Below are 20,263 nucleotides of genomic sequence, written 5' to 3' on the forward strand. Positions count from 1 at the left end.
TGCCACGTCGCCTTCTAGTGCTTGAGCAGGTTCGCGTCATCAAGCGACGCCGACCTGCGGGTTCGGAAGATCTGCATGATGATCGCGAGGCCGACGACCACCTCGGCGGCGGCCACCACCATCACGAAGAAGGCGACGACCTGCCCCTCGATGTCCCCGTGCATCCGGGCGAACGCGACGAACGCCAGGTTGCAGGCGTTGAGCATGAGCTCCACGCACATGAAGACGATGATCGCGTTGCGCCGTACGAGGACGCCGACCGCGCCGATGGTGAACAGAAGCGCCGCGAGGACGATGTAGTTCATCGGGTCCACGTGGACTCGACCTCCTGCCCGTTGCCGTTGCCGTTCTCTTCGCCGTCCGTGTCGGAGGCGGTCCCGTCCTCACCGTGTGCGGCGGGGCGGGACTCCCCGTCCGCGATCGGCTCTGCCTCCTTGGAGCTGGTCGGGTCCGACGCCCCTCCGGGGATCGCGGACCGCCCGGTCCGGACCTCGCCCGGGACCCCCGACTGGTACTCGGGGTCGCGGGCGGTCAGGACCGGGTTGAGGGAGAGCTGGGAGACCGTGCCGTCGGGCAGCAGCGCGGGCATGTCGATCGCGTTGTGCCGGGCGTAGGTGCCGGGTCCGGGCAGCGGGGTCGCGTGGTCGCCGCGGATGCGGTCCTCGGACATCTCCCGCTGGGTGCGGCGCTTGCCCGTCCGGGCGGTGTGCGCGAGCACCATGGCGCCGAGCACCGAGGTGATGAGCAGCGCGGCCGTGGCCTCGAAGGCCACCACGTAGCGCAGGATGAGCTCACCGGCGATCCACGGGATGGTGCCGCCCACCGGGGCGGCCGCGGCGGCGATCCCGGTCGGGTCGCCCACGACGATGCGGGTGATGCCGGTGGTCAGGGCGCCGACGAAGCAGATCGCGACGACCGCCGTCATGAGCCGCTGTCCGCGCAGGGTCTCCACCAGGGAGTCCGCGGAGCTGACGCCGACGAGCATCAGCACGAACAGGAACAGCATGAGGACGGCACCGGTGTAGACGACGATCTGGACGACCATCAGGAACGGCGCCTCGTTGATGCCGTAGAAGATCGCGAGGCCGACCATGGCCAGTGCCATCGACATGGCCGAGTGCACGGCCTTGCGGGAGAAGACCACGCCCAGGGCACCGAGCACGACGACCGTGCCGAGGATCCAGAAGACCGCGGCCTCTCCCGAGCCGATGGGAGCCGGGGCGGCGAGGTGGAACGCGGGGGTCGCGGGGGTGAGCGGGTTCAACGGACCGCCCCCGTGTTCTCCGGCCGGTCCTGCGTCCCGTGCTCGCCGCGCCCGGTGGCGTAGTAGTCCTGTTCGGTCTCACCGAGCCGCATCGGGTGCGGCGGCTGTTCCATCTCCTCGCGGAGCGGGGCGAGCAGCTGCTCCTTCGTCCAGATCAGGCTCTGCCTGCTGTCGTCGGCCAGCTCGTACTCGTTGGTCATGGTGAGCGCGCGGGTCGGGCAGGCCTCCACGCACAGCCCGCACAGGATGCACCGCAGGTAGTTGATCTGGTAGACGCGTCCGTAGCGTTCGCCGGGCGAGTACCGGGCGTCCTCGGTGTTGTCCCCCGCCTCCACGTAGATGGCGTCGGCCGGGCAGGCCCAGGCGCACAGTTCGCACCCGATGCACTTCTCCAGGCCGTCGGCCCACCGGTTCAGCTGGTGCCGTCCGTGGAAGCGCGGCGCCGTGGGGCGCTGTACCTCCGGGTACTCGACGGTGGGCACCTTCTTGAACATCGTGTGGAAGGTGACACCGAAACCCTTGACGGGGTTGAGCCAATCAAGCACCGGTAACCTCCCCCTTCTTCTGGTTGCGTTCGGCGGTGGCGGCCGGGGCCGTCCGCGGCGGTTCGGCGAGCACGCTGCTGCCGTAGTGGGCGGCGGTGCTCGGGGGCACCGGGAAGCCGCCGTAGGAGGGCTCCCGGTGGGCGCGGCGCGCGTTCTCCGCGCGTTGGCGGGCCTCCTCGGCGCGTTCGCGGCGCACGAAGCGGACCCAGGCGGCGATCGCGGCGACGGTGGCCGCGGTGAAGCCCGCGACGACCGCGGCGATGACCAGCGGGTGGGCCCCGTCGAGCACGAGCATGCGGACGACGGCGACACCGGTGATCCACACGAGCTGGATCGGGATGAGGACCTTCCAGCCGAGCTTCATCAGCTGGTCGTACCGGACGCGCGGAAGGCTGCCGCGGGCCCAGATGAACAGGAACATCACGGCCACGAACTTGAGCAGCCACCACAGGACGGGCAACCAGCCCTCGTTGGCGCCGGGGATGATCATGCTGACCCCGGGCGGGGCGTACCAGCCGCCGAGGAAGAGCGTCACCGACACCGCGGCGACGGTGCACATGTTCACGTACTCCGCGAGGAAGAACATCGTGAACTTCATGGAGCCGTACTCGGTCATGAAGCCGCCGACGATCTCGCCCTCGCCCTCCGCGAGGTCGAACGGGAGCCGGTTGGTCTCACCGACCATCGTGACGATGTAGATGAGGAACGACGGCAGGAGCAGCACCGCGAACCACAGGTTCTCCTGGGCCGCGACGATGCCGGAGGTGGTGAGCGTCCCCGCCATGATGAAGACCGCGACGAAGGACAGGCCCATCGCGATCTCGTAGCTGATCACCTGCGCGGAGGCGCGCAGGCCGCCGAGCAGGGCGTAGGGCGACTGGGAGGCCCAGCCGCCGAGCACGAACCCGTACACGCCCAGGGCCGCGGTGGCCAGGACCAGCAGGGCGGCGATCGGCAGGTCGGTGAGCTGGAGCGGGGTCATGACCCCGAACATGTTCACCTCGGGCCCGAGCGGGATGACCGAGAAGGCGATGAACGCGGGGACGGCCGCGATCATCGGGGCGGCGATGTAGACGAACCGGTCCACCCCGCGCGGGATCAGGTCCTCCTTCAGGGAGAGCTTGATGCCGTCGAACAGGGACTGGAGGAGGCCGAAGGGGCCCATCCGGTTGGGTCCGTGCCGCTGCTGCATCCGGCCCATGACCTTGCGGTCGGCCATGATCATCATGAGCACGCAGACCATGAGGAAGACGAAGATCCCCAGGGCCTTGACGGTGGTGATCCACCACGGGTCGTTCCCGAAGGCGCCGAGGGTGCTCTCCGAGGCGAGGTGGACCACGCTCGGTTCGAGAGCGGCGGGGGTCACTGCTGCCTCCCGTTGGTGGTGTGCGCGGCCAGGGATACCGTCTGACCGGCGGCGCCGCCCAGGTCACGGCGGATGTCGCAGCCGTGGGCGTTGGCCGGGAGCCAGACGACCCGGTCGGCGATGCCGGTGACGACCACGGGGACGGTCACCGAGCCCCGGGTCCCGGTGACGCGGAGCGATCCGCCGTCGGGGACCCCGACCTCGTCGGCCGTGGCCTTGGACAGGTAGGCGCGCGGCTGGCGGGCGGTACCGGCGAGGTAGGGCTCGCCGTCCTCCATCCGGCCGGTGCCGAGCAGTTGTCGCCAGGTGGACAGGAGCGCCTGGCCCGGTGCGGGTTCGGGCGGCGGGACCGGCCGGACGGCGGGTCCGGCGGCCCGGTCGCCGAGCCACACCCCCATCTCCAGCAGCTCGTTGTAGGCGCTGGCGGAGTCGGGCAGGCCCAGGTGGACGTCCATCTCGTCGGCGACGGCGGACAGCACCCGCAGGTCCGAGAGGGCGCCGGGCACCTTGAGCGCGTCGCCGAAGGGCCGGTGGCGGCCCTCCCAGTCGACGAAGGTGCCGGACTTCTCGGCGACGGCGGCCACCGGGAGGACCACGTCGGCCCGGTCGGTGACGTCGCTGGCGCGCAGTTCGAGGCTGACGACGAACGGCACCCTGGCCAGTGCGGCGCGGGCCGCGTCGGGGTCGGGCAGGTCGTCGAGCTCGACCCCGGCGATGACCAGTGCGTCGAGCTCCCCCGCCTCGGCCGCCGCGATGATCGCGCCGGTGTCGCGTCCGGGGGTCTGCGGGAGGGAGCCGACGTTCCAGGCGCGGGCGACCTCGGCGCGGGCCGAGGCGTCGGCGACCGGGCGGCCCCCGGGCAGCAGGCCCGGCAGCGCCCCGGCGTCGATGGCGCCCCGTTCACCGGCGCGGCGCGGCACCCAGGCCAGCCTGGCGCCGGTGCGCTCGGCCAGGGCAGCGACGGCGGTGAGGGCTCCGGGGACGGCGGCGAGCCGCTCGCCCGCCAGGATGACGGCGCCCTCCTGACCGATCGCCTCGACGACGTCGGGGTGGTCCGCGTCCAGGGCGTTGAGGGCGCGGCCCTCGTCGCCGGGGGCGGTCCGGACCAGAGTGCCCTTGGTCTTGGTGAGGCCGAGGCTGGCGTGCGAGGCGATCGAGTACACCTTCAGGCCGCGCTTGCGCGCCCCCTTGCGCAGGCGCAGGAACACCAGGGGCGACTCGTCCTCGGGTTCGAACCCGGCCAGCAGCACGGCGGGGGCCTTCTCCAGGGCCGTGTAGTCCACGTCCACCGGGGTCCCGGCCACGTGGGCGGCCAGGAAGTCGGCCTCCTCGGCGGAGTGCTCGCGGGCGCGGGCGTCCACGTCGTTGGTGCCCAGGGCCACGCGGGCGAACTTGGCGTAGGCGTAGGCGTCCTCGTAGGTGAGGCGCCCGCCGACCAGGACACCGACCCTGCCGCGGGCCGCCTCCAGCCCCCGGGCCGCGACGCTGACCGCCTCGGGCCAGGAGGCGAACTCCAGGGCCCGGGAGTCCTCGTCGCGGACCAGGGGCCGGGAGAGGCGGTCGGACCGGGTGGCGTAGGTGAACGCCCACCGGCCCTTGTCGCAGTTCCACTCCTCGTTCACCTGCGGGTCGTCCCCGGCCAGTCGGCGGGTGACCTTGCCCCGGCGGTGGTCGGTGCGCTGGGCGCAGCCGGCCGCGCAGTGCTCGCACACGCTGGGGGTGGAGACGAGGTCGAAGGGGCGCGACCGGAACCGGTAGGCGGAGCCGGTGAGGGCGCCGACCGGACAGATCTGCACGGTGTTGCCGGAGAAGTAGGAGTTGAACGGCTCCCCCTCGGCGATACCGACCTGCTCCTGGGCGCCGCGCTCCATCAGTTCGATGAGCGGGTCCCCGGCGATCTGCGCGGCGAAGCGGGTGCAGCGCGCGCACTGGATGCAGCGTTCGCGGTCGAGCAGCACCCCGGTGGAGAGCGCGATCGGTTTGGGGAAGGTCCGCTTGACGTCGATGAACTCGGTCTCGCCCTGCCCGGTGGACATGGCCTGGTTCTGCAGGGGGCACTCGCCGCCCTTGTCGCAGACCGGGCAGTCCAGCGGGTGGTTGATCAGCAGGAACTCCATGATCCCGCGCTGGGCCCGCTCCGCCGTCTCGGAGGTGAGGTGGGTGTTGACCACCATCCCCTCCATGACGGTGATGGTGCAGGAGGCCGCGGGCTTGGGCATCCCGCGCCCGTTGCCCATGTCGGGGATCTCCACCAGGCACTGGCGGCAGGCCCCGACCGGGTCGAGCAGCGGGTGGTCGCAGAACCGCGGGATCTGGATGCCCAGCAGTTCGGCGGCCCGGATCAGCAGGGTGCCCTTGGGGACCCGGATCTGGAAGCCGTCGATGGTGACGGTGATCAGGTCCTCGGGGGGCGGGGCGGGTGCGGACCCGCCGGAGGTGTTGGAGGTGACGGTCACTGGTTCCCTCCCTCTTCCGTGGTCGGCCGGTCCGCCCAGACGGTGGACCTGGAGTGGTCGAAGGGGCAGCCGCCCTTCTCGAAGTGGTCAACGTACTCCTGGCGGAAGTGCTTGATCGAGGACATGACGGGGCTGGTGGCACCGTCGCCCAGCGCGCAGAACGAGCGGCCGAGCAGGTTGTCGCAGATCTGCAGGAGCTTGTCGATGTCGGCCTCGGTGCCCTCGCCGCGCTCCAGCCGGTCCAGGACCTGGACCATCCAGAAGTTGCCCTCGCGGCAGGGTGTGCACTTGCCGCAGGACTCGTGCGCGTAGAAGGCGATCCAGCGGCCGACGGCGCGGACCACGCAGGTGGTCTCGTCGAAGATCTGGAGGGCGCGGGTGCCGAGCATGGACCCGGCGGCGCCGACCGACTCGAAGTCGAGCGGGGTGTCCAGGTGCTCCTCGGTGAAGATCGGTGTGGAGGATCCCCCCGGGGTCCAGAACTTGAGCCGGTGCCCGGCGCGGACGCCGCCCGCCATGTCCAGGAGCTCGCGCAGGGTGATCCCGAGCGGCGCCTCGTACTGGCCGGGGTTGGTGACGTGCCCGGACAGCGAGAAGAAGCCGAACCCGGCGGACTTCTCGGTGCCCATGGAGGTGAACCACTCGGCCCCGTTGGCGACGATGCCGGGGACGCTGGCGATGGACTCGACGTTGTTCACCACGGTGGGCGAGGCGTAGAGCCCGGCCACGGCGGGGAAGGGCGGTTTGAGGCGGGGCTGGCCCCGGTAGCCCTCCAGGGAGTCCAGGAGGGCGGTCTCCTCACCGCAGATGTAGGCGCCCGCCCCGGCGTGCACGACGACGTCGAGGTCGAAGCCGCTGCCGAGGACGTCCTTGCCGAGCAGTCCGGCCTCGTAGGCGTCGGCTACCGCCTGGCGCAGCCGGCGGACGACGTGGACGACCTCGCCGCGCACGTAGATGAAGGCCTGGTTGGACCTGATCGCGTACGAGGCGATCGCCACCCCCTCCACCAGCACGTGCGGGTTGGCGAGCATGAGCGGGATGTCCTTGCAGGTGCCCGGCTCGGACTCGTCGGCGTTGACGACGAGGTAGCGCGGGTTGGGGTTGTCCTTGGGCAGGAACCCCCACTTCATCCCGGTGGGGAAGCCCGCACCGCCGCGGCCGCGCAGACCGGACTCCTTGACCAGGTCGACGATGGAGTCGGGTTCCATGGTCAGCGCCCTGCGGAGCGCGTCGTAGCCGCCGGTGGCCCGGTATCCGTCGATGGTGAAGGAGTCGGGGCGGTCCCAGTTCTGGGACAGGATCGGGGTCAGGGTGGTCACTTCGCGCCCTCCTCACCCTGGTCGTCGGTCGAGGGGGCGGGAAGGTTCCGGGGGTCCGGAGCCTCCCACCCGTTGCTTCGGGCGAGTGTGAGCCCGGCCAGCGAGGGGGCGGCCGCCTGCACGCCCTCGCCCGCGCGGCCGTCGTCGAACCCGGCGAGCACGCGCGAGGCCTGCTTCCAGGTGCACAGGCCCGCGGGGCCGCGGGTGGGGGCGACGTCCTTGCCCAACCGCAGGTCGTCCACCATCTGCCTGGCGGTGGCGGGGGTCTGGTTGTCGAAGAACTCCCAGTTGACCATCACCACGGGGGCGAAGTCGCAGGCCGCGTTGCACTCGACGTGCTCCAGCGTGACCTTGCCGTCCCCGGTGGTCTCCCCGTTGGCCAGGTCCAGGTGCTCCTTGAGCGCGGAGAAGATCTCGTCGCCGCCCATGACCGCGCACAGGGTGTTGGTGCACACGCCCACCTGGTAGTCGCCGCCCGGCTTGCGGCGGTACATGGTGTAGAACGTGGCGACCGCCCTGACCTCGGCGAGGGTGGTGTCGAGCTGGTCGGCGCAGAACTGCATGCCGGCCTGGCTGACGTGCCCCTCCTCGGCCTGCACCAGGTGCAGCAGCGGCAGGAGCGCCGAGCGCGGCTTCGGGTAGCGGCTGATGATCTCCTTGGCGTCCTGTTCCAGGCGCGCCACGACCTCGTCGGTGAAGACCTCGGGGGTCTCCTCTGCGGTGTTCTCGTTGTGCTCGCTCACCGGTCCACGCCTCCCATCACCGGGTCGATACTGGCCACGGCCGCGATCACGTCCGCCACCGTCCCGCCCTCGCACATGGCGGCGACGGCCTGGAGGTGGGTGAACGAGGGGTCGCGGAAGTGGACGCGGTGGGGGCGGGTGCCCCCGTCGCTGACGGCGTAGCAGCCGAGTTCGCCCTTCGCGCTCTCCACCGCCGCGTAGGCCTGGCCCGCGGGGACCCGGAAGCCCTCGGTGACCAGCTTGAAGTGGTGGATGAGCGCCTCCATCGAGCCGCTCATGATGTGCGCGATGTGGTCCGGGGAGTTGCCCAGGCCGTCCGGGCCGAGCGCCAGTTTGGCGGGCCAGCCGATCTTGGCGTCCTCGATCATCACCGGGCCGGGCCGGAGCTTGTCCAGGCACTGCTCGACGATCTTGAGGCTCTCCTCCATCTCGGCGATGCGCACCCGGTAGCGGGCGTACACGTCGCCGCCGTCGGAGACCGGGACGTCGAACTCGTAGTCCTCGTAGCCGCAGTACGGTTTGGCCTTGCGCAGGTCCCAGGCCAGGCCCGAGGCGCGCACCAGCGGGCCGGTGACGCCGAGCGCCATGCAGCCGGGCAGGTTGAGGTAGGCGACGTCCTTGGTGCGGGCCAGGTAGAGGGGGTTCTCGTCCAGGAGCTTGCGCATGACCTGGATGCGCTTGGGCATCTCCTTGAGCAGTTCCCGGATCTTGCCGACCGCGCCGGGCGGCAGGTCCTGCGCCACCCCGCCGGGCCGCACGTAGGCGTGGTTCATCCGCAGGCCCGTGACTAGCTCGAAGATGTCCAGGATCATCTCGCGCTCACGGAAGCCGTTGGTCATCACCGTGGTGGCGCCCAGCTCCATGCCGAACGTCGCCATGGCCACGAAGTGCGAGGCCATCCGGTTGAGCTCCATGAGCATGACGCGGATGACGCTGGCGCGCTCGGGGACCCGGTCGGTGATGTCGAGCAGCTTCTCGACCGCCAGGCAGTACGCCGTCTCGTTGAAGAGCGGCGTCAGGTAGTCCATGCGGGTCACGAACGTGGTGCCCTGCGTCCACGTCCGGTACTCCATGTTCTTCTCGATACCGGTGTGCAGGTAGCCGATGCCGACCCGGGCCTCGGTACAGGTCTCGCCGTCCAGTGTGAGGATCAGCCGGAGCACCCCGTGGGTGGACGGGTGCTGCGGTCCCATGTTGACGACGAGGCGCTCGGCGCTGGTGCCCTGGGCCTTCTCGACGACGTCGTCCCAGTCCCCACCGGAGGCGTCGATGTAGTCCTCGGTGACGGTCATGCCGTGCCTCCCTTCCGGAGGGGCCATCGTGTGGCTGGTGTGGTAGCAGGGCTGATCACTGGTAGGACCGCCGCTCGTCCGGCGGGGGCACGGTGGCTCCCCGGTACTCGACCGGTACGCCGCCCAGCGGGTAGTCCTTGCGCTGGGGGTGGCCGTGCCAGTCGTCGGGCATCTGGATCCGGGTCAGCGCCGGGTGGCCGTCGAAGACCATCCCGAAGAAGTCCCAGGCCTCGCGCTCGTGCCAGTCGTTGGTCGGGTACACCGACACGATCGAGGGCAGGTGCGGGTCGGCGTCGGGGCAGGTGGTGCAGACGCGGATCTCGCTGTTGTGGGTGATCGACCGGAAGTGGTAGACCGCGTGCAGTTCGCGTCCGGCGTCCTCGGGGAAGTGCACCCCGACCACGCCCGTGCACAGCTCGTAGCGCAGGGCCGGGTCGTCCCGCAGGACGCGGACCAGTTCCAGCAGCGCCTCGCGGCGCACGTGGAAGGTGATCTCACCGCGGTCGACCTCGACCCGCTCGACCTCGTCCTGCCGGCCGATCCCGGTGAGGGCCGCCTCCAGGTCGTCGGCGACCCGGTCGAAGTCCGCGGTGCGCGGGTCGCCGGGATCGGTGAAGGGGCGCCTGCTGTGGGCGGGAGCGCTCCCCCGCACCTGGAGTCCGCCGAAGCCGGAGGTGTCGCCCGTGGTGTTCGCGCCGAACATGCCGGTGCGCCTGACCGGTGCGGCCAGGCGCTCACGGCCGAGCTGGTCGGGGAGGTTCTCCGCGGCCTCGTCGCGCTCGTTCTCGTTGCTCATGTCAGTCCTTGGTCACCAGGGGCAGCGAACGGCGGAGCATGCGCTCCTCGGTCTCGGTGATCTCCTGCTCGCGGTGGGCGCCGAGCTTGGTGTTCTGCACCTTGTCGTGGAGCTTGAGCACGGCGTCCAGGAACATCTCCGGCCGCGGCGGGCAGCCCGGCAGGTACATGTCGACCGGCACGATGTGGTCGACGCCCTGGACGATCGCGTAGTTGTTGAACATGCCGCCGCTGGAGGCGCAGACGCCCATGGCGATGACCCACTTGGGTTCGGGCATCTGGTCGTAGATCTGGCGCAGGACCGGGGCCATCTTCTGGCTGACCCGTCCGGCGACGACCATCAGGTCGGCCTGCCGCGGGGTGGCGCCGAACTTCTCCATGCCGAACCGGGCGAGGTCGTAGTGGGGGCCGCCGACGGACATCATCTCGATGGCGCAGCAGGCCAGACCGAAGGTGGCGGGCCACATCGAGCTCTTGCGGGCCAGGCCCACGACCTGTTCGACCGTGGTGAGGGCGACTCCTGCGGGTAGTTTCTCTTCGAGTCCCATCAGCTGCGGACCTCCTCCGGGATGGGCGGCTGGGGCTGGTGTGGCTGGACGCGGGGTGCGCGGGTCGTCCCCGTTCGGGTCAGTCCCATTCGAGGCCCCCTCGGCGCCATTCGTAGGCGTAGGCGATGGAGACGTTCACCAGGAAGAGGATGATCGCGACCAGACCGAACCAGCCCAGGGCGTCGAAGTGCACGGCCCACGGGATGAGGAAGATGATCTCGATGTCGAAGACGATGAACATCATCGCCGTCATGTAGTACTTGACGGTGAAACGGCCGCCGCCCGCGGGCTGCGGAGTGGGTTCGATACCGCACTCGTAGGCCTGCATCTTGGCCCGGTTGTAACGCTTGGGGCCCATGACCGCGCCGGCGACCATCGACACCACGACGAACGCGGCGCCGATCCCACCGAGCACGAATATCGGTGTGTACAGCTCCACGGCTCACCCTCCTCCACTGAATGGCTGGTCGGAGTGCGCGACCGGCAGTCTTGTGAACGTTTTCACGTGCTTCTCGAATCCGTTTCGGCGAGGCCGGGCCGCTCCGGAGAGCGCCGGGGACCCGGTCCCCGCGCCGCGGCGCCCGCCCGGGTCTGCGCGCTCGGCCCCGACCCGCCCGGACGCCAGGGAAAGCCGGGGGTCCCTCGTCCGCTCCCCGCCCGTTCCTCCTGGCGGCTCGGTTCGTCCTGCGGAACCCCGGCGGCGCCCTCGCCTAGGCGGCGGGCGCGATCTTGGTCAGTCCGTTGATGACCCGGTCCATGGCGTCACCCTTGTTCGGCTCGGTGAGGTTGGCGAGCATCTTCAGGGCGAACTTCATGAGCGTGCGCTGGCGCAGGCCGTACTTGGTCGCGTACTTCATGAACTCGGGCTGGCCGATGACCTTCACGAAGTAGCGGCCGAGCGTGTAGTAGCCGCCGTAGGTGTCCGCCAGCACGTCCGGGTAGTGCAGCAGTGCGCGCTCCCGGGTCTGCTGGGTGGGGCGCCCGTGCGCCTGCACGATCACGTCGGCGGCGATCTGACCGGCCTCCATGGCGTAGGCGATGCCCTCGCCGTTGAAGGGGTTGACCATGCCGCCCGCGTCACCGACCAGCAGCAGGCCGCGCGAGTAGTGCGGGACCCGGTTGAAGCCCATCGGCAGCGCGGCGCCGCGGATGCCGCCCTTCTGGTTCTCCTCGGTGAAGCCCCACTCCCGCGGCATCGAGTCGGTCCACCGGCGCAGGAGCTTGCGGTAGTCCACGTCCTGGAAGGAGGAGGTGGAGTTGAGGATGCCCAGGCCGACGTTGCTGGTGCCGTCGCCGACCCCGAAGACCCAGCCGTAGCCGGGCAGGAGCACGTCCTTCTCACCGCTGCGGTCCCACAGTTCCAGCCAGGACTCCAGGTAGTCGTCCTTGTGGCGGGGGCTCTCGAAGTAGGTGCGCACGGCCACGCCCATGGGGCGGTCGTCGCGCTTGCGGATGCCCATGGCCACGGAGAGCCGGGAGGAGTTCCCGTCGGCGGCGACGACCAGCGGCGCCCGGAAGGTCACCGGTTCGCGGTCGGCGTTCTTGGCGCGCACCCCGACGATGCGGTTGCTGCGCTCGTCCATGAGGGGCCCGGTGACGTTGGTGCGCTCCAGGAGTTTGGCCCCGGCGGCCACGGCCCGGTTGACCAGGATCTGGTCGAAGTCGAAGCGCGTGCGCACGAGTCCGAAACCGGGGTAGGCGGCCAGGTCGGGCCAGGGCAGTTCGAGGCGGACACCCGCGCCGACGATGCGCAGGCCGTGGTTCTTGATCCACCCTTCGTCCTCGAAGGTGATCCCCATGGCGGTGAGCTGTTTCACCGCCCTCGGGGTGAGCCCGTCGCCGCAGACCTTCTCACGGGGGAAGGAGGTCTTCTCCAGGAGGAGGACGTCGAGCCCTGCCTGGGCCAGGTAGTAGGCGGTGGTGGAGCCAGAAGGGCCAGCGCCGACGACGATGACGTCGGCGTCGTACTCGATCCGTTCCCGGCCTCTGGGAGAGGAGGTGGCTGTCTCGCTCACGGATGTGTCCTCGACTACTTGCGCGGTACGCCGTGGCGGGTCAGTGCGGGGTCGACCCGCTCACGGGGGGTGTTATGGGACGTTTTGGGACTTCCGACATACCCGACATGGGTCTTGTGTCATACGACTCGTGTGCTTGTGAAGCACTTCACAAGCCTCTTTTCCGCAGTCTAGACCCTCCCGGGCCGGGAGGCGACCCCCGGGGGGCGTTCTTCAAGAAATCGGATATAGCGCCCACAAGGCCACTCATGCGCATCAAAGAGGTCACTCAGTGCTAGAAGTGCAGCTAGCACCACCACAGGAGGCACAAGTGACTCATGAGTAACAAGAAACCCCGGGGAACGGACCGTTCCCCGGGGTTTGAGTTCTTTTTAGTTGAAAGCGAAAGCTTTCGCCCTTTGGGCGTTATGTCGGGTTTTACTTCTCCCGGAAACCGCGGTGCAGGGCCACCGTGCCCAGGGTCAGGTTGCGCCAGGCGACCCGCGACCACCCGGCGCCCTGGAGGTACTTCGACAGCTCGGCCTGGTCGGGCCAGGCCATGATCGACTCCGACAGGTAGTCGTAGGCCTCGCTGCGGCCGGAGAAGGCTCCGGCGATCCTCGGCAGGGCCGCCATCAGGTACGTCGAGTAGAGCCTGTCCACGAACTCGACCGGGATGTGGCTGAACTCGCAGATGACCAGACGGCCGCCGACCCTGGTCACCCGGCGCAGCTCCCGCAGCGCCTGGTCCACGTCGGCGACGTTGCGCAGACCGAAGGAGATCGTCACCGCGTCGAAGGTCTCGTCGGCGAAGGGCAGGGAGAGGGCGTCACCCGCCACGAAGGTCACGCCGCCGCGCGAGGCGCCGCCGCGCCGCCGGGCCCCGTTCTGCAGCATGCCCAGCGAGAAGTCGCAGGCGATCACGCGGGCGCCCTTCCTGATGAAGGACTCCGAGGAGGTGCCGGTACCCGCGGCCAGGTCCAGGACCAGCTCGCCGCTGTGGGCGTCGACCGCGTCGACCACGGCGCGCCGCCAGACGCGGTCCTGGCCGAGCGAGATGACGTCGTTGACGAGGTCGTAGTTCTCTGCGATGCCGTCGAACATCGCGGCGACGTCCTGGGGCTTCTTGTCGAGCTTCGCGCGGGTCATGGAAACAGCCTAAGGGGGCCCGGACAGCAGCCCGGACCGGCCTTGTCTCAGACGGGGAACTCCCCCTGCCAGGAGCGCTCCAGCAGGGCACGGGGCAGGTAGTCCGAGCGCACGTCCATCCGGTAGCCAGGGTCGTGGTCGACCCGGTCGAAGGCCAGGCCGGCCAGGCCGAGCAAGCCGAGCGGCAGCACCTCCGCGAGCGGGTCCCCCTGCCCCTCCGACCGGGCGTGGTACTCCCCGAACGACTCCAGGCCCCGGACCAGGATCCGCTCGAAGTCCTCCGGTTCACCGCCCAGGAAGGCGCGCAGCAGGTCCAGTTGGGGGAAGACCAGCAGATCGAGTTCGAGAGCCGGAAGGTCGGCCCCGGGCTGCCGGGGGTCGGACAGTTCCATCGCCGAGCGCAGGTGCGGGGCGAGCCGGTCGTCCCCGTTGACGAGCGCCTGCAGGGCGCCCACCCAGTGGTGGAGGTAGGCCGGGTGCGCGGCGGTGCCCCCGGTCTCCCGCAGGCGTTCGACCGGGATGCCGGCCAGGTCCCGCACCCGCTTCTCGTCGCGGCCGACCAGGGCCAGGAAGAAGGCCCTCGTCCAGGCACTGGCGTCGGCGGCGGCCACCGGCCCGGGCGAGGTCAGGCGACGGTCCTCGTGCTCCACCCGCCACTCGAACTCCGTGCCGCGGGGAGCGGTCCCCAGCGCGACGACGGCGTGGTGGTACTGCGTGGCCAGGACCCAGCTCTCCCAGCCCCAGAGCCAGTCGCAGTCGGGTGCGGCCGCGAGGGTCTCCAACACGGGCCGGTACACCTCGTCCAGGCAGGCGCCGGCGGTCGCCGGCCGCTCCTCGAGGAGGGCGGCGTAACGGGGCCGTTCGGCCTCGATCTCCTCGATCCGGGCCCGGTCGACGGACACACGAACCGGCGAACGCCGGGGAACGAACACCACGGACTTCACTTCCTCACGGAGTCGGCATGGGCGGGTCGGTCTCAGCCGGGGAACGAGCGCTGCCCGCGTCGGACCGGCCGGTTCCCGCGCCCGGACGATCCGGTCCCCCACCTCACACAACACCCCGACGGGGGATTCCGCCAGGAAACTCACCCGACCGGCGACGAGCCGGTTTCCCCGGCGTGCGAGCCGTGCGTCCTCCGGTACCGGAGGACTCTCCCGGGCGGAGCAGGCGGCTCGTGGCCGCCCAGCCCGGGCGCCCGGGCTGGGAGAGCCGCGGACGATGCGGGAACGCTTGACTACCTGGAGTAATTAATCAGCAACAACATGCAATAATGGCGTCTCCGAAACCATCCCGCCGTGCGTCCTAGGAGAGTCCCGTGAACCCGGCCCGATCGTTCGTCGCCCTGACGATGAGCTCTCTGCTCCTGCTTCCGCTGGGGGCCGCGGCCGCCTCACCGGCCTTCGCGGCCCCGCACGACGGCGTGGTCAGCGAACAACCCGTCCAGTGGACCCCGCACGTCCTGGACGGGACGGTCAAGGACATCCTCCGCCTCGGCGACACCGTGGTGGTGGCCGGGGACTTCGACCGCGTCTCCGACGCCGACGGAAGGCGCACCCACGACCGGTACAACCTGTTCGCGTTCAGGCACGGCAGCGGCGAGGTCCTCCCGGGCTTCGCCCCGGCCGTGGACGGCACCGTCACCTCGCTGGCGGCGGGGCCCGACGGGTCGGTGGTCATCGGCGGCGAGTTCAAGCGGGTCAACGGGGCGGACAGCCGGGGCGTCGCACGGATCGACACGGCCACCGGGAGGACCGTCAGGGGGTTCGACGCCTCGGTGGACAGCGGGAAGGTGCACCGGCTCACCGGCGGCGGGGGCCACGTCTACCTCGGCGGGGACTTCACCGGGGTCAACGGCCAACGGCGCACCGGACTGGCCCGGATCGACACCGCCACCGGGCGGGTCGACCCGTACTTCGCCCCGACCCTCGCCGAGCAGCGGCGCGGCAGCCTGCGCGTGCAGGAGCTCGCACTGAGCCCGGACGGGGAACGGCTCGCCATCAACGGAACCTTCACCGAGGTGGAGGGGCTGGACCGCTACCAGATCGCCCTGATCGACACCGCGACCGCGGCCCCCACGGCCTGGTCGACCTCCGCCTACGAGGCGCCCTGTGACTACTCGGCGATGCACACGTACATGCGGCAGATGGAGTTCTCCCCCGACGGCTCCTACTTCGTGGTGGTGACCGCGGGCGGCCCGAAGACGAAACCCGGCCTGTGCAAGTCGACGGCCCGGTTCGAGAACAACGACACCGCGGACTCCGAGCCCACCTGGACCAACCTGACCGGCGGGGACTCGCTGTACTCGGTCGAGGTCACCTCGTCGGCCGTCTACGTGGGCGGCCACCAGCGCTGGATGGACAACGAGAAGGGCGCCCTGAACCCGGGCCCCGGGTCGGTGGCCCGGGAGGGCATCGCCGCGGTGGACCCCGGCACGGGGCGGGCCCTGCCCTGGAACCCGGGGCGCTCCCGCGGCCACGGCGTGGAGGCGCTGCACGCGACCTCCGACGGCCTCTACGTGGGCAGCGACACCGATCGCCTCGCCGACGAGTACCACGCGCGGCTGGGGATGTTCCCGGCCCCGTGAGGCACTCCCCCGGCCGGACCGGGGACCGCAGGGGCGGCTCCGCGGAAAGCGGGGCCGGCCCCTTCGTCAGTTCCTGGTCTCGGCGGCCCCGGTGCCCTCCGCGGGAGCGGCCCCGGCCCCCTCCGCGCCCCGGGCCTCCAGGAGCTCGTCCTGGATCTCGTCCTCGCGGGCGGCACCGCCGGAGAGCCGGGTGCCGACCGCCCTGTCCTCGCGCTTCTTCGACCAGTCGACGACCGACGCCGACATCTGGTCGCGCCACTTCGAGAGCAGGACGTAGGAGGCGAGCCCGCTGACCACCCACGCGAGGATCAACGCGACCCACGACCTCGCGCCGAAGAGGTAGACGACTCCGAAGGCGCCCGCGAACAGCGCCAGGCGGGCGGCGGTGTAGGTCAGCCAGCTACGCATCAAAAAGCCTCACAACAGACGATTACCTGCACTAGATTGGTCGACACACCCGCCCGCGCATGATCACGCATGTGGTCGGCCGAGTCGCGCGACCACGGTCGAAGGGTGGCGTTCCGCATCAGGCAGCCCTTACCTCCAGGTTAAGGGTGTGCCTCCGTCGGCACGCACCAGGGCGGGGTGTGTTCCACCGCAGGCCTGGCCGGGCGTGATCGGCACCGGATTCGGATAGTCATGGGATGTTTCCAATCCCGACAGCAGGGCCCGAACATCACGTTCCGATCACATATCTCCCACTCCTCCCCCCAGCGGAGCAATTTCTCCGAAAACTAGGGAGGAAACGGACCAACTCGTGCACACTAGGGGATCAAACGCCCGCCGCCCCCTCAGTCCAGGCGGGCACGATTGGGGGAATGTGAAGGTGGAACGAGCAAGCGAACGCCTGTTGACCCCCGGGGAAGTGGCCTCACTCTTCCGGGTTGATCCCAAGACCGTCACCCGCTGGGCCGCCTCCGGGCGGATCAGCAGCATTCGGACGCCCGGCGGCCACCGCCGTTTCCGGGAGTCCGAGGTACGCGCCCTCCTGCTCGGAGAGCCGAGCGAGAGCACCCCCTGACCGACCGGCGTCCGACACGCCCCCGACGGCCCCGGACCCGACGATCCGCGCGGTCTCCCGCACCTCTGGGCAGGCGCACCCGGCTGTGCGGAGTCGACAGCAAGAGTAGGCTGGAAGCATGGTGTGGCTCGGTGGCCTGATCACGCTCGTATCGATCGTTCTGTGGGTGTACGCGTTCTTCGACGCGTTGACCACCCCTGCCCAGGAGGCTCGGAACCTTCCGAAGGTCCTGTGGCTGGTCGTCATCGCACTGTTCATGCCCGTCGGCTCGATCCTGTGGCTCTTCCTGGGTCGTCCGCGCAGGCCTGCCTCCGTCGGTGGCACGCCCTCTCCGGAGCAGGCCGCGTCCGTGGACGACCTCGACCCGTCAGACTTCGCCAAGCCCTCGGACAGCCCGCACCCGCTCGGCCCCGACGACGATCCGGAGTTCCTCCGACGCCTCAACCGTCGGATCGACCCGGAGGAGTAGTCCACTCGGTACCGCCGAACGGCACCTGCCGAAGGGCTTCGCAGACAACGGACTGCGGGGGCCGTACCCGAACCGGGTACGGCCCCCGCCGCCGTTTCCGGGCGGGCCCCTCGGGGGCGGGCCGCCCGGCCGCCGGGCCCGGGTGGCTACAGGAGCCCGGCCCCCGCCGACCGGGGCAGCCCCCGGACCGCGTGCACCGGCTCCACCTCGTCCGCCAGCTGCGGCACCCAGGTCAGTTCGGTCCCGAGCCGGTCGTCCGGGCGGAGGGCGTTGTGCTCGGCGACCAGGTCGACAGGGGTGAGCCGTCCGGACCCCTCGGTCAGCAGGACGTTCCCGTGCTCCACGATGTCGGTGCCGCCCCAGTTGCGCAGCAGCTCACCGGCCCCGATCCCGTCGTGGAGGTCGAAGATGTTGTTCTCCGCGTACAGGTGCGACTCCTTTCCCACCCCCAGGCTGTAGCCGAAGTGCTCGGGGTCCCGGACCGTGTAGTAGTTGTTGTGCACGTGCACCTGGCCGTAGCGCACCCGCGGTGCCCGCTCCCCCAGGCCGTCGAAGTGGTTGTGGCGCCAGGTCACCCGCAGGTAGCCCCGGTCGGTGGTACGGCCGTCGCTGTTACCCAGCAGCATCGCCTTGTCCCGGCCCTCGAAGTGGTTCCGGGAGACCGTGACGAGGTCGGTGGCGCGCACGATGTCGAGCAGGCCGTCGTGCACCTCGTACTTGCGGCCGAAGTACTCGGGGAGTTCGCTGCCGGGGTTGTCGCCGTCGTCGAAGGTGTTGTGGTCCACCCACACGTTGGTGGATCCGGAGACCTCGACCTGGTCGTACTCGGAGTTCCAGTTGCCGCCGCCCCCGTCGCCCGGGTCCCAGCCGGGGAAGCAGTCGTACGCGTCGGAGAAGGTGAGGTTGCGCAGGATGACGTTGTCCGCGTTGTGGACCCGCAGGTTCATCCCGGTGACGGTGGCGTCGTCCCCCACCCCCACGATGGTGGTGTTGGAACCGACCCCGACCCGGATCTGTTCGGCCTGCACGGCCGACGAGGCGATCCGGGCCTCCTCCAGCGGGCCCTCGGGGTCCCTCCAGCCCCAGGTGTCCGGGTCGTACTCGGCGAGGTAGTCCTCCTGGGTGTACCCGTCCACCGCGTAGTCCTCGCAGCTCAGGGATGTCCCGTCCGGGGCGGTGTTGGCGTCGATGACGCCCTCGACGTAGACGATCACCGGGGTGTCGCCGTCCCGCTCACCCACCGCCGCGCGGAACTCCGCCATGGTGGAGACCCGGTGGACGTCCTCCGGGGCGGCCTCGGAACCGCCGGTCGTCCCGTTGCCCGCCGAACCCCAGCCGTCGCCCTCGGACAGGGTCTGGCGGCCGACACCGCGGGGATCACCGACGGGTTCGGCCGCGGCCGGGGCGAGTGTGGTGGCGACCAGCACGGCCGTCAGGGCCAGAGGTGGGACGAACCTTCGCATCTGTCTGCTCCTTGGTCGGGGGTCCTGAGCACATGCCTGCAAACGTTTGCAAGTATCTCTCTGAATTTGTCGCCCCCGTCAACCCTTCCTCCGCCGCGTTCCGTCTGGAAAAGGATGGAAAAACAGTCGTTGGGACAGTGGGAATGACAAAAAGGACGTGTGCCGACCGGGCTGACATCCGACAAACGATTGCCGTATTGTCGAGGAAGCGAGAACAGTCGGCGGAACGGAGGCCCCGGTGGCCGTCACCATCAGGGACGTGGCCCGGGTGAGCGGGGTGCACGTCTCCACCGTCTCGCGCACCCTCTCCGCGGCCCACCTGGTCAGGCCGGACACCCGTGCCCGGGTGCTGGCGGCCGCGGACGCGCTCGGCTACCGGCCCAACCGCGCCGCCAGGGCCCTGTCCACCAGCAGGACCGGAAACCTCGGGCTGATCGTCGCCGACATCGCCAACCCGTTCTTCCCGCCGCTGGTCAAGTCCGCCCAGGCCCAGGCCAGGGAACGCGACTACCACGTCTTCGTCGCCGACACCGACGAGCGGCCGGAGGTGGAGGAGGAACTGGTCCGGTCCATGGCCAAGCAGGTGGACGGTGTCCTGTTGGTCGCGCCCCGGCTGGCCAACCGCGTCATCGCCGAGCTCTCCCGCGAGCTCCCGCTGGTCGTCGTCAACCGGCGGCTCCGCGGGGTCCCGGGGGTTGTGATGGACGTCGGTTCCGGTGCCCGCCAGGCCCTCGATCACCTCCTCGGGCTGGGCCACCGGGAGATCGCCCTGGCGACGGGGCCGCACACGGCCTGGACCAGCCGGGAGATCGAACGCGCCGCCGAGGGGCTCGCCGCAGAACGGGGGGTGCTCCTCCAGCGGGTCGGTCCCAACCCGCCGACGGAGGAGGGCGGCCGGTCCGCCGCCGAGGAGGTCGCGGCCAGCGGGGCGAGTGCCGTGCTGGCCCACAACGACCTGATGGCCTTCGGTCTGGTCCGGCAGGCCGCCGAGCTGGGCCTGTCGGTACCCGGGGACCTGAGCGTGGTCGGCGTGGACAACAGCCACGTGGCCCAGTACTGCAGTCCGGCCCTGACCACGGTGGAGATGCCGGTGTCGGCCGCCGGGCGCGGAGCCGTCGACCTGCTGCTCCAGGCCGTGGGCGCCGGGGGTCCCCCCGGGACGGTCTCGTTGGACACCGGTCTGGTCGTACGCGAGTCGACCGCGCCGCCCCGAGGGGTCGGCGCGGCCGGCTGAGTCCGTGCGGCCCGGTGGCCG

The 20,263-nt window shown here is 70.4% G+C and carries 20 protein-coding genes; 4 read left to right on the forward strand and 16 right to left on the reverse strand.

All coding sequences use genetic code 11. The features are described from left to right. Nucleotides 1–14: 14 nt before the first annotated feature. The 14 genes from nuoK to AC0VYD_RS23500 all read right to left on the reverse strand — a co-directional run bounded on the left by nuoK (nt 15) and on the right by AC0VYD_RS23500 (nt 14,406). Nucleotides 15–314, reverse strand: coding sequence for an NADH-quinone oxidoreductase subunit NuoK (gene nuoK, locus AC0VYD_RS23435; RefSeq protein WP_017543069.1), 300 nt, complete (start codon nt 312–314; stop codon nt 15–17). Next, on the reverse strand, nt 302–1,264 hold the full coding sequence (locus tag AC0VYD_RS23440) for an NADH-quinone oxidoreductase subunit J (protein ID WP_475477503.1): 963 nt from the start codon (nt 1,262–1,264) through the stop codon (nt 302–304). Before AC0VYD_RS23440 ends, nuoK begins: the two co-directional genes overlap by 13 nt. Continuing rightward, nucleotides 1,261–1,809, reverse strand: coding sequence for an NADH-quinone oxidoreductase subunit NuoI (gene nuoI / locus AC0VYD_RS23445; protein WP_191266916.1), 549 nt, complete (start codon nt 1,807–1,809; stop codon nt 1,261–1,263). The genes AC0VYD_RS23440 and nuoI overlap by 4 nt, the downstream gene beginning before the upstream one ends. Further along, entirely contained in the window at nt 1,802–3,175 is a 1,374-nt protein-coding gene (gene nuoH / locus AC0VYD_RS23450; protein WP_475477504.1) for an NADH-quinone oxidoreductase subunit NuoH, read from the reverse strand. Before nuoH ends, nuoI begins: the two co-directional genes overlap by 8 nt. Continuing rightward, a complete protein-coding gene (locus AC0VYD_RS23455; RefSeq protein WP_475477505.1) occupies nt 3,172–5,631 on the reverse strand; it encodes an NADH-quinone oxidoreductase subunit G in 2,460 nt (819 codons plus the stop codon). Before AC0VYD_RS23455 ends, nuoH begins: the two co-directional genes overlap by 4 nt. Next, complete coding sequence (gene nuoF, locus AC0VYD_RS23460; protein ID WP_475477506.1) at nt 5,628–6,950, reverse strand: NADH-quinone oxidoreductase subunit NuoF; 1,323 nt, start codon at nt 6,948–6,950, stop codon at nt 5,628–5,630. The genes AC0VYD_RS23455 and nuoF overlap by 4 nt, the downstream gene beginning before the upstream one ends. Beyond that, the gene (gene nuoE, locus AC0VYD_RS23465; RefSeq protein WP_475477507.1) at nt 6,947–7,693 is read right to left on the reverse strand and encodes an NADH-quinone oxidoreductase subunit NuoE; all 747 of its coding nucleotides are present in this window, start codon (nt 7,691–7,693) and stop codon (nt 6,947–6,949) included. Before nuoE ends, nuoF begins: the two co-directional genes overlap by 4 nt. Continuing rightward, nucleotides 7,690–8,985, reverse strand: coding sequence for an NADH-quinone oxidoreductase subunit D (locus AC0VYD_RS23470; RefSeq protein WP_473037948.1), 1,296 nt, complete (start codon nt 8,983–8,985; stop codon nt 7,690–7,692). Before AC0VYD_RS23470 ends, nuoE begins: the two co-directional genes overlap by 4 nt. A 55-nt stretch (nt 8,986–9,040) precedes the next feature. Beyond that, nucleotides 9,041–9,781, reverse strand: a complete 741-nt coding sequence (locus AC0VYD_RS23475; RefSeq protein ID WP_473037947.1) for an NADH-quinone oxidoreductase subunit C — start codon at nt 9,779–9,781, stop codon at nt 9,041–9,043. Between the two features lies 1 nt (nt 9,782). Beyond that, entirely contained in the window at nt 9,783–10,328 is a 546-nt protein-coding gene (locus tag AC0VYD_RS23480) for a NuoB/complex I 20 kDa subunit family protein (protein ID WP_191266930.1), read from the reverse strand. Nucleotides 10,329–10,407: 79 nt separating this feature from the next. After that, complete coding sequence (locus AC0VYD_RS23485) at nt 10,408–10,767, reverse strand: NADH-quinone oxidoreductase subunit A (RefSeq protein ID WP_191266932.1); 360 nt, start codon at nt 10,765–10,767, stop codon at nt 10,408–10,410. A 271-nt stretch (nt 10,768–11,038) separates the two neighbouring features. Continuing rightward, nucleotides 11,039–12,343: a geranylgeranyl reductase family protein gene (locus AC0VYD_RS23490; protein ID WP_475477508.1), complete on the reverse strand. Its 1,305-nt coding sequence runs from the start codon at nt 12,341–12,343 to the stop codon at nt 11,039–11,041. Nucleotides 12,344–12,760: 417 nt separating this feature from the next. Then, nucleotides 12,761–13,471, reverse strand: a complete 711-nt coding sequence (locus AC0VYD_RS23495) for a demethylmenaquinone methyltransferase (RefSeq protein WP_191266940.1) — start codon at nt 13,469–13,471, stop codon at nt 12,761–12,763. A gap of 47 nt (nt 13,472–13,518) precedes the next feature. Then, entirely contained in the window at nt 13,519–14,406 is an 888-nt protein-coding gene (locus tag AC0VYD_RS23500) for an immunity 49 family protein (RefSeq protein WP_475477509.1), read from the reverse strand. Nucleotides 14,407–14,786: 380 nt separating this feature from the next. Here AC0VYD_RS23500 and AC0VYD_RS23505 point away from each other — a divergent pair, with 380 nt between their 5' ends. Then, nucleotides 14,787–16,055, forward strand: coding sequence for a hypothetical protein (locus tag AC0VYD_RS23505; RefSeq protein ID WP_475477510.1), 1,269 nt, complete (start codon nt 14,787–14,789; stop codon nt 16,053–16,055). A 66-nt stretch (nt 16,056–16,121) separates the two neighbouring features. Here the strand turns inward: AC0VYD_RS23505 and AC0VYD_RS23510 are convergent, their stop codons facing one another. Then, entirely contained in the window at nt 16,122–16,463 is a 342-nt protein-coding gene (locus AC0VYD_RS23510) for a DUF4229 domain-containing protein (RefSeq protein WP_475477511.1), read from the reverse strand. 412 nt (nt 16,464–16,875) lie between these two features. Here AC0VYD_RS23510 and AC0VYD_RS23515 point away from each other — a divergent pair, with 412 nt between their 5' ends. Both AC0VYD_RS23515 and AC0VYD_RS23520 read left to right on the forward strand, forming a co-directional pair. Beyond that, nucleotides 16,876–17,076 carry a BldC family transcriptional regulator gene (locus AC0VYD_RS23515; protein ID WP_017535950.1) on the forward strand — a complete coding sequence of 67 codons (201 nt, stop codon included), beginning with the start codon at nt 16,876–16,878 and terminating at the stop codon, nt 17,074–17,076. Nucleotides 17,077–17,194: 118 nt separating this feature from the next. After that, on the forward strand, nt 17,195–17,545 hold the full coding sequence (locus AC0VYD_RS23520) for a PLD nuclease N-terminal domain-containing protein (protein WP_191266948.1): 351 nt from the start codon (nt 17,195–17,197) through the stop codon (nt 17,543–17,545). Nucleotides 17,546–17,691: 146 nt separating this feature from the next. Here AC0VYD_RS23520 and AC0VYD_RS23525 read toward each other — a convergent pair whose 3' ends face one another. Further along, entirely contained in the window at nt 17,692–19,008 is a 1,317-nt protein-coding gene (locus AC0VYD_RS23525) for a pectate lyase family protein (RefSeq protein WP_475477512.1), read from the reverse strand. Nucleotides 19,009–19,246: 238 nt separating this feature from the next. Between AC0VYD_RS23525 and AC0VYD_RS23530 the strand changes: the two genes are divergently transcribed. Beyond that, a complete protein-coding gene (locus tag AC0VYD_RS23530; RefSeq protein ID WP_475477513.1) occupies nt 19,247–20,242 on the forward strand; it encodes a LacI family DNA-binding transcriptional regulator in 996 nt (331 codons plus the stop codon). Nucleotides 20,243–20,263 lie beyond the last annotated feature (21 nt).

Source organism: Nocardiopsis sp. iso_40 (assembly GCF_056173285.1).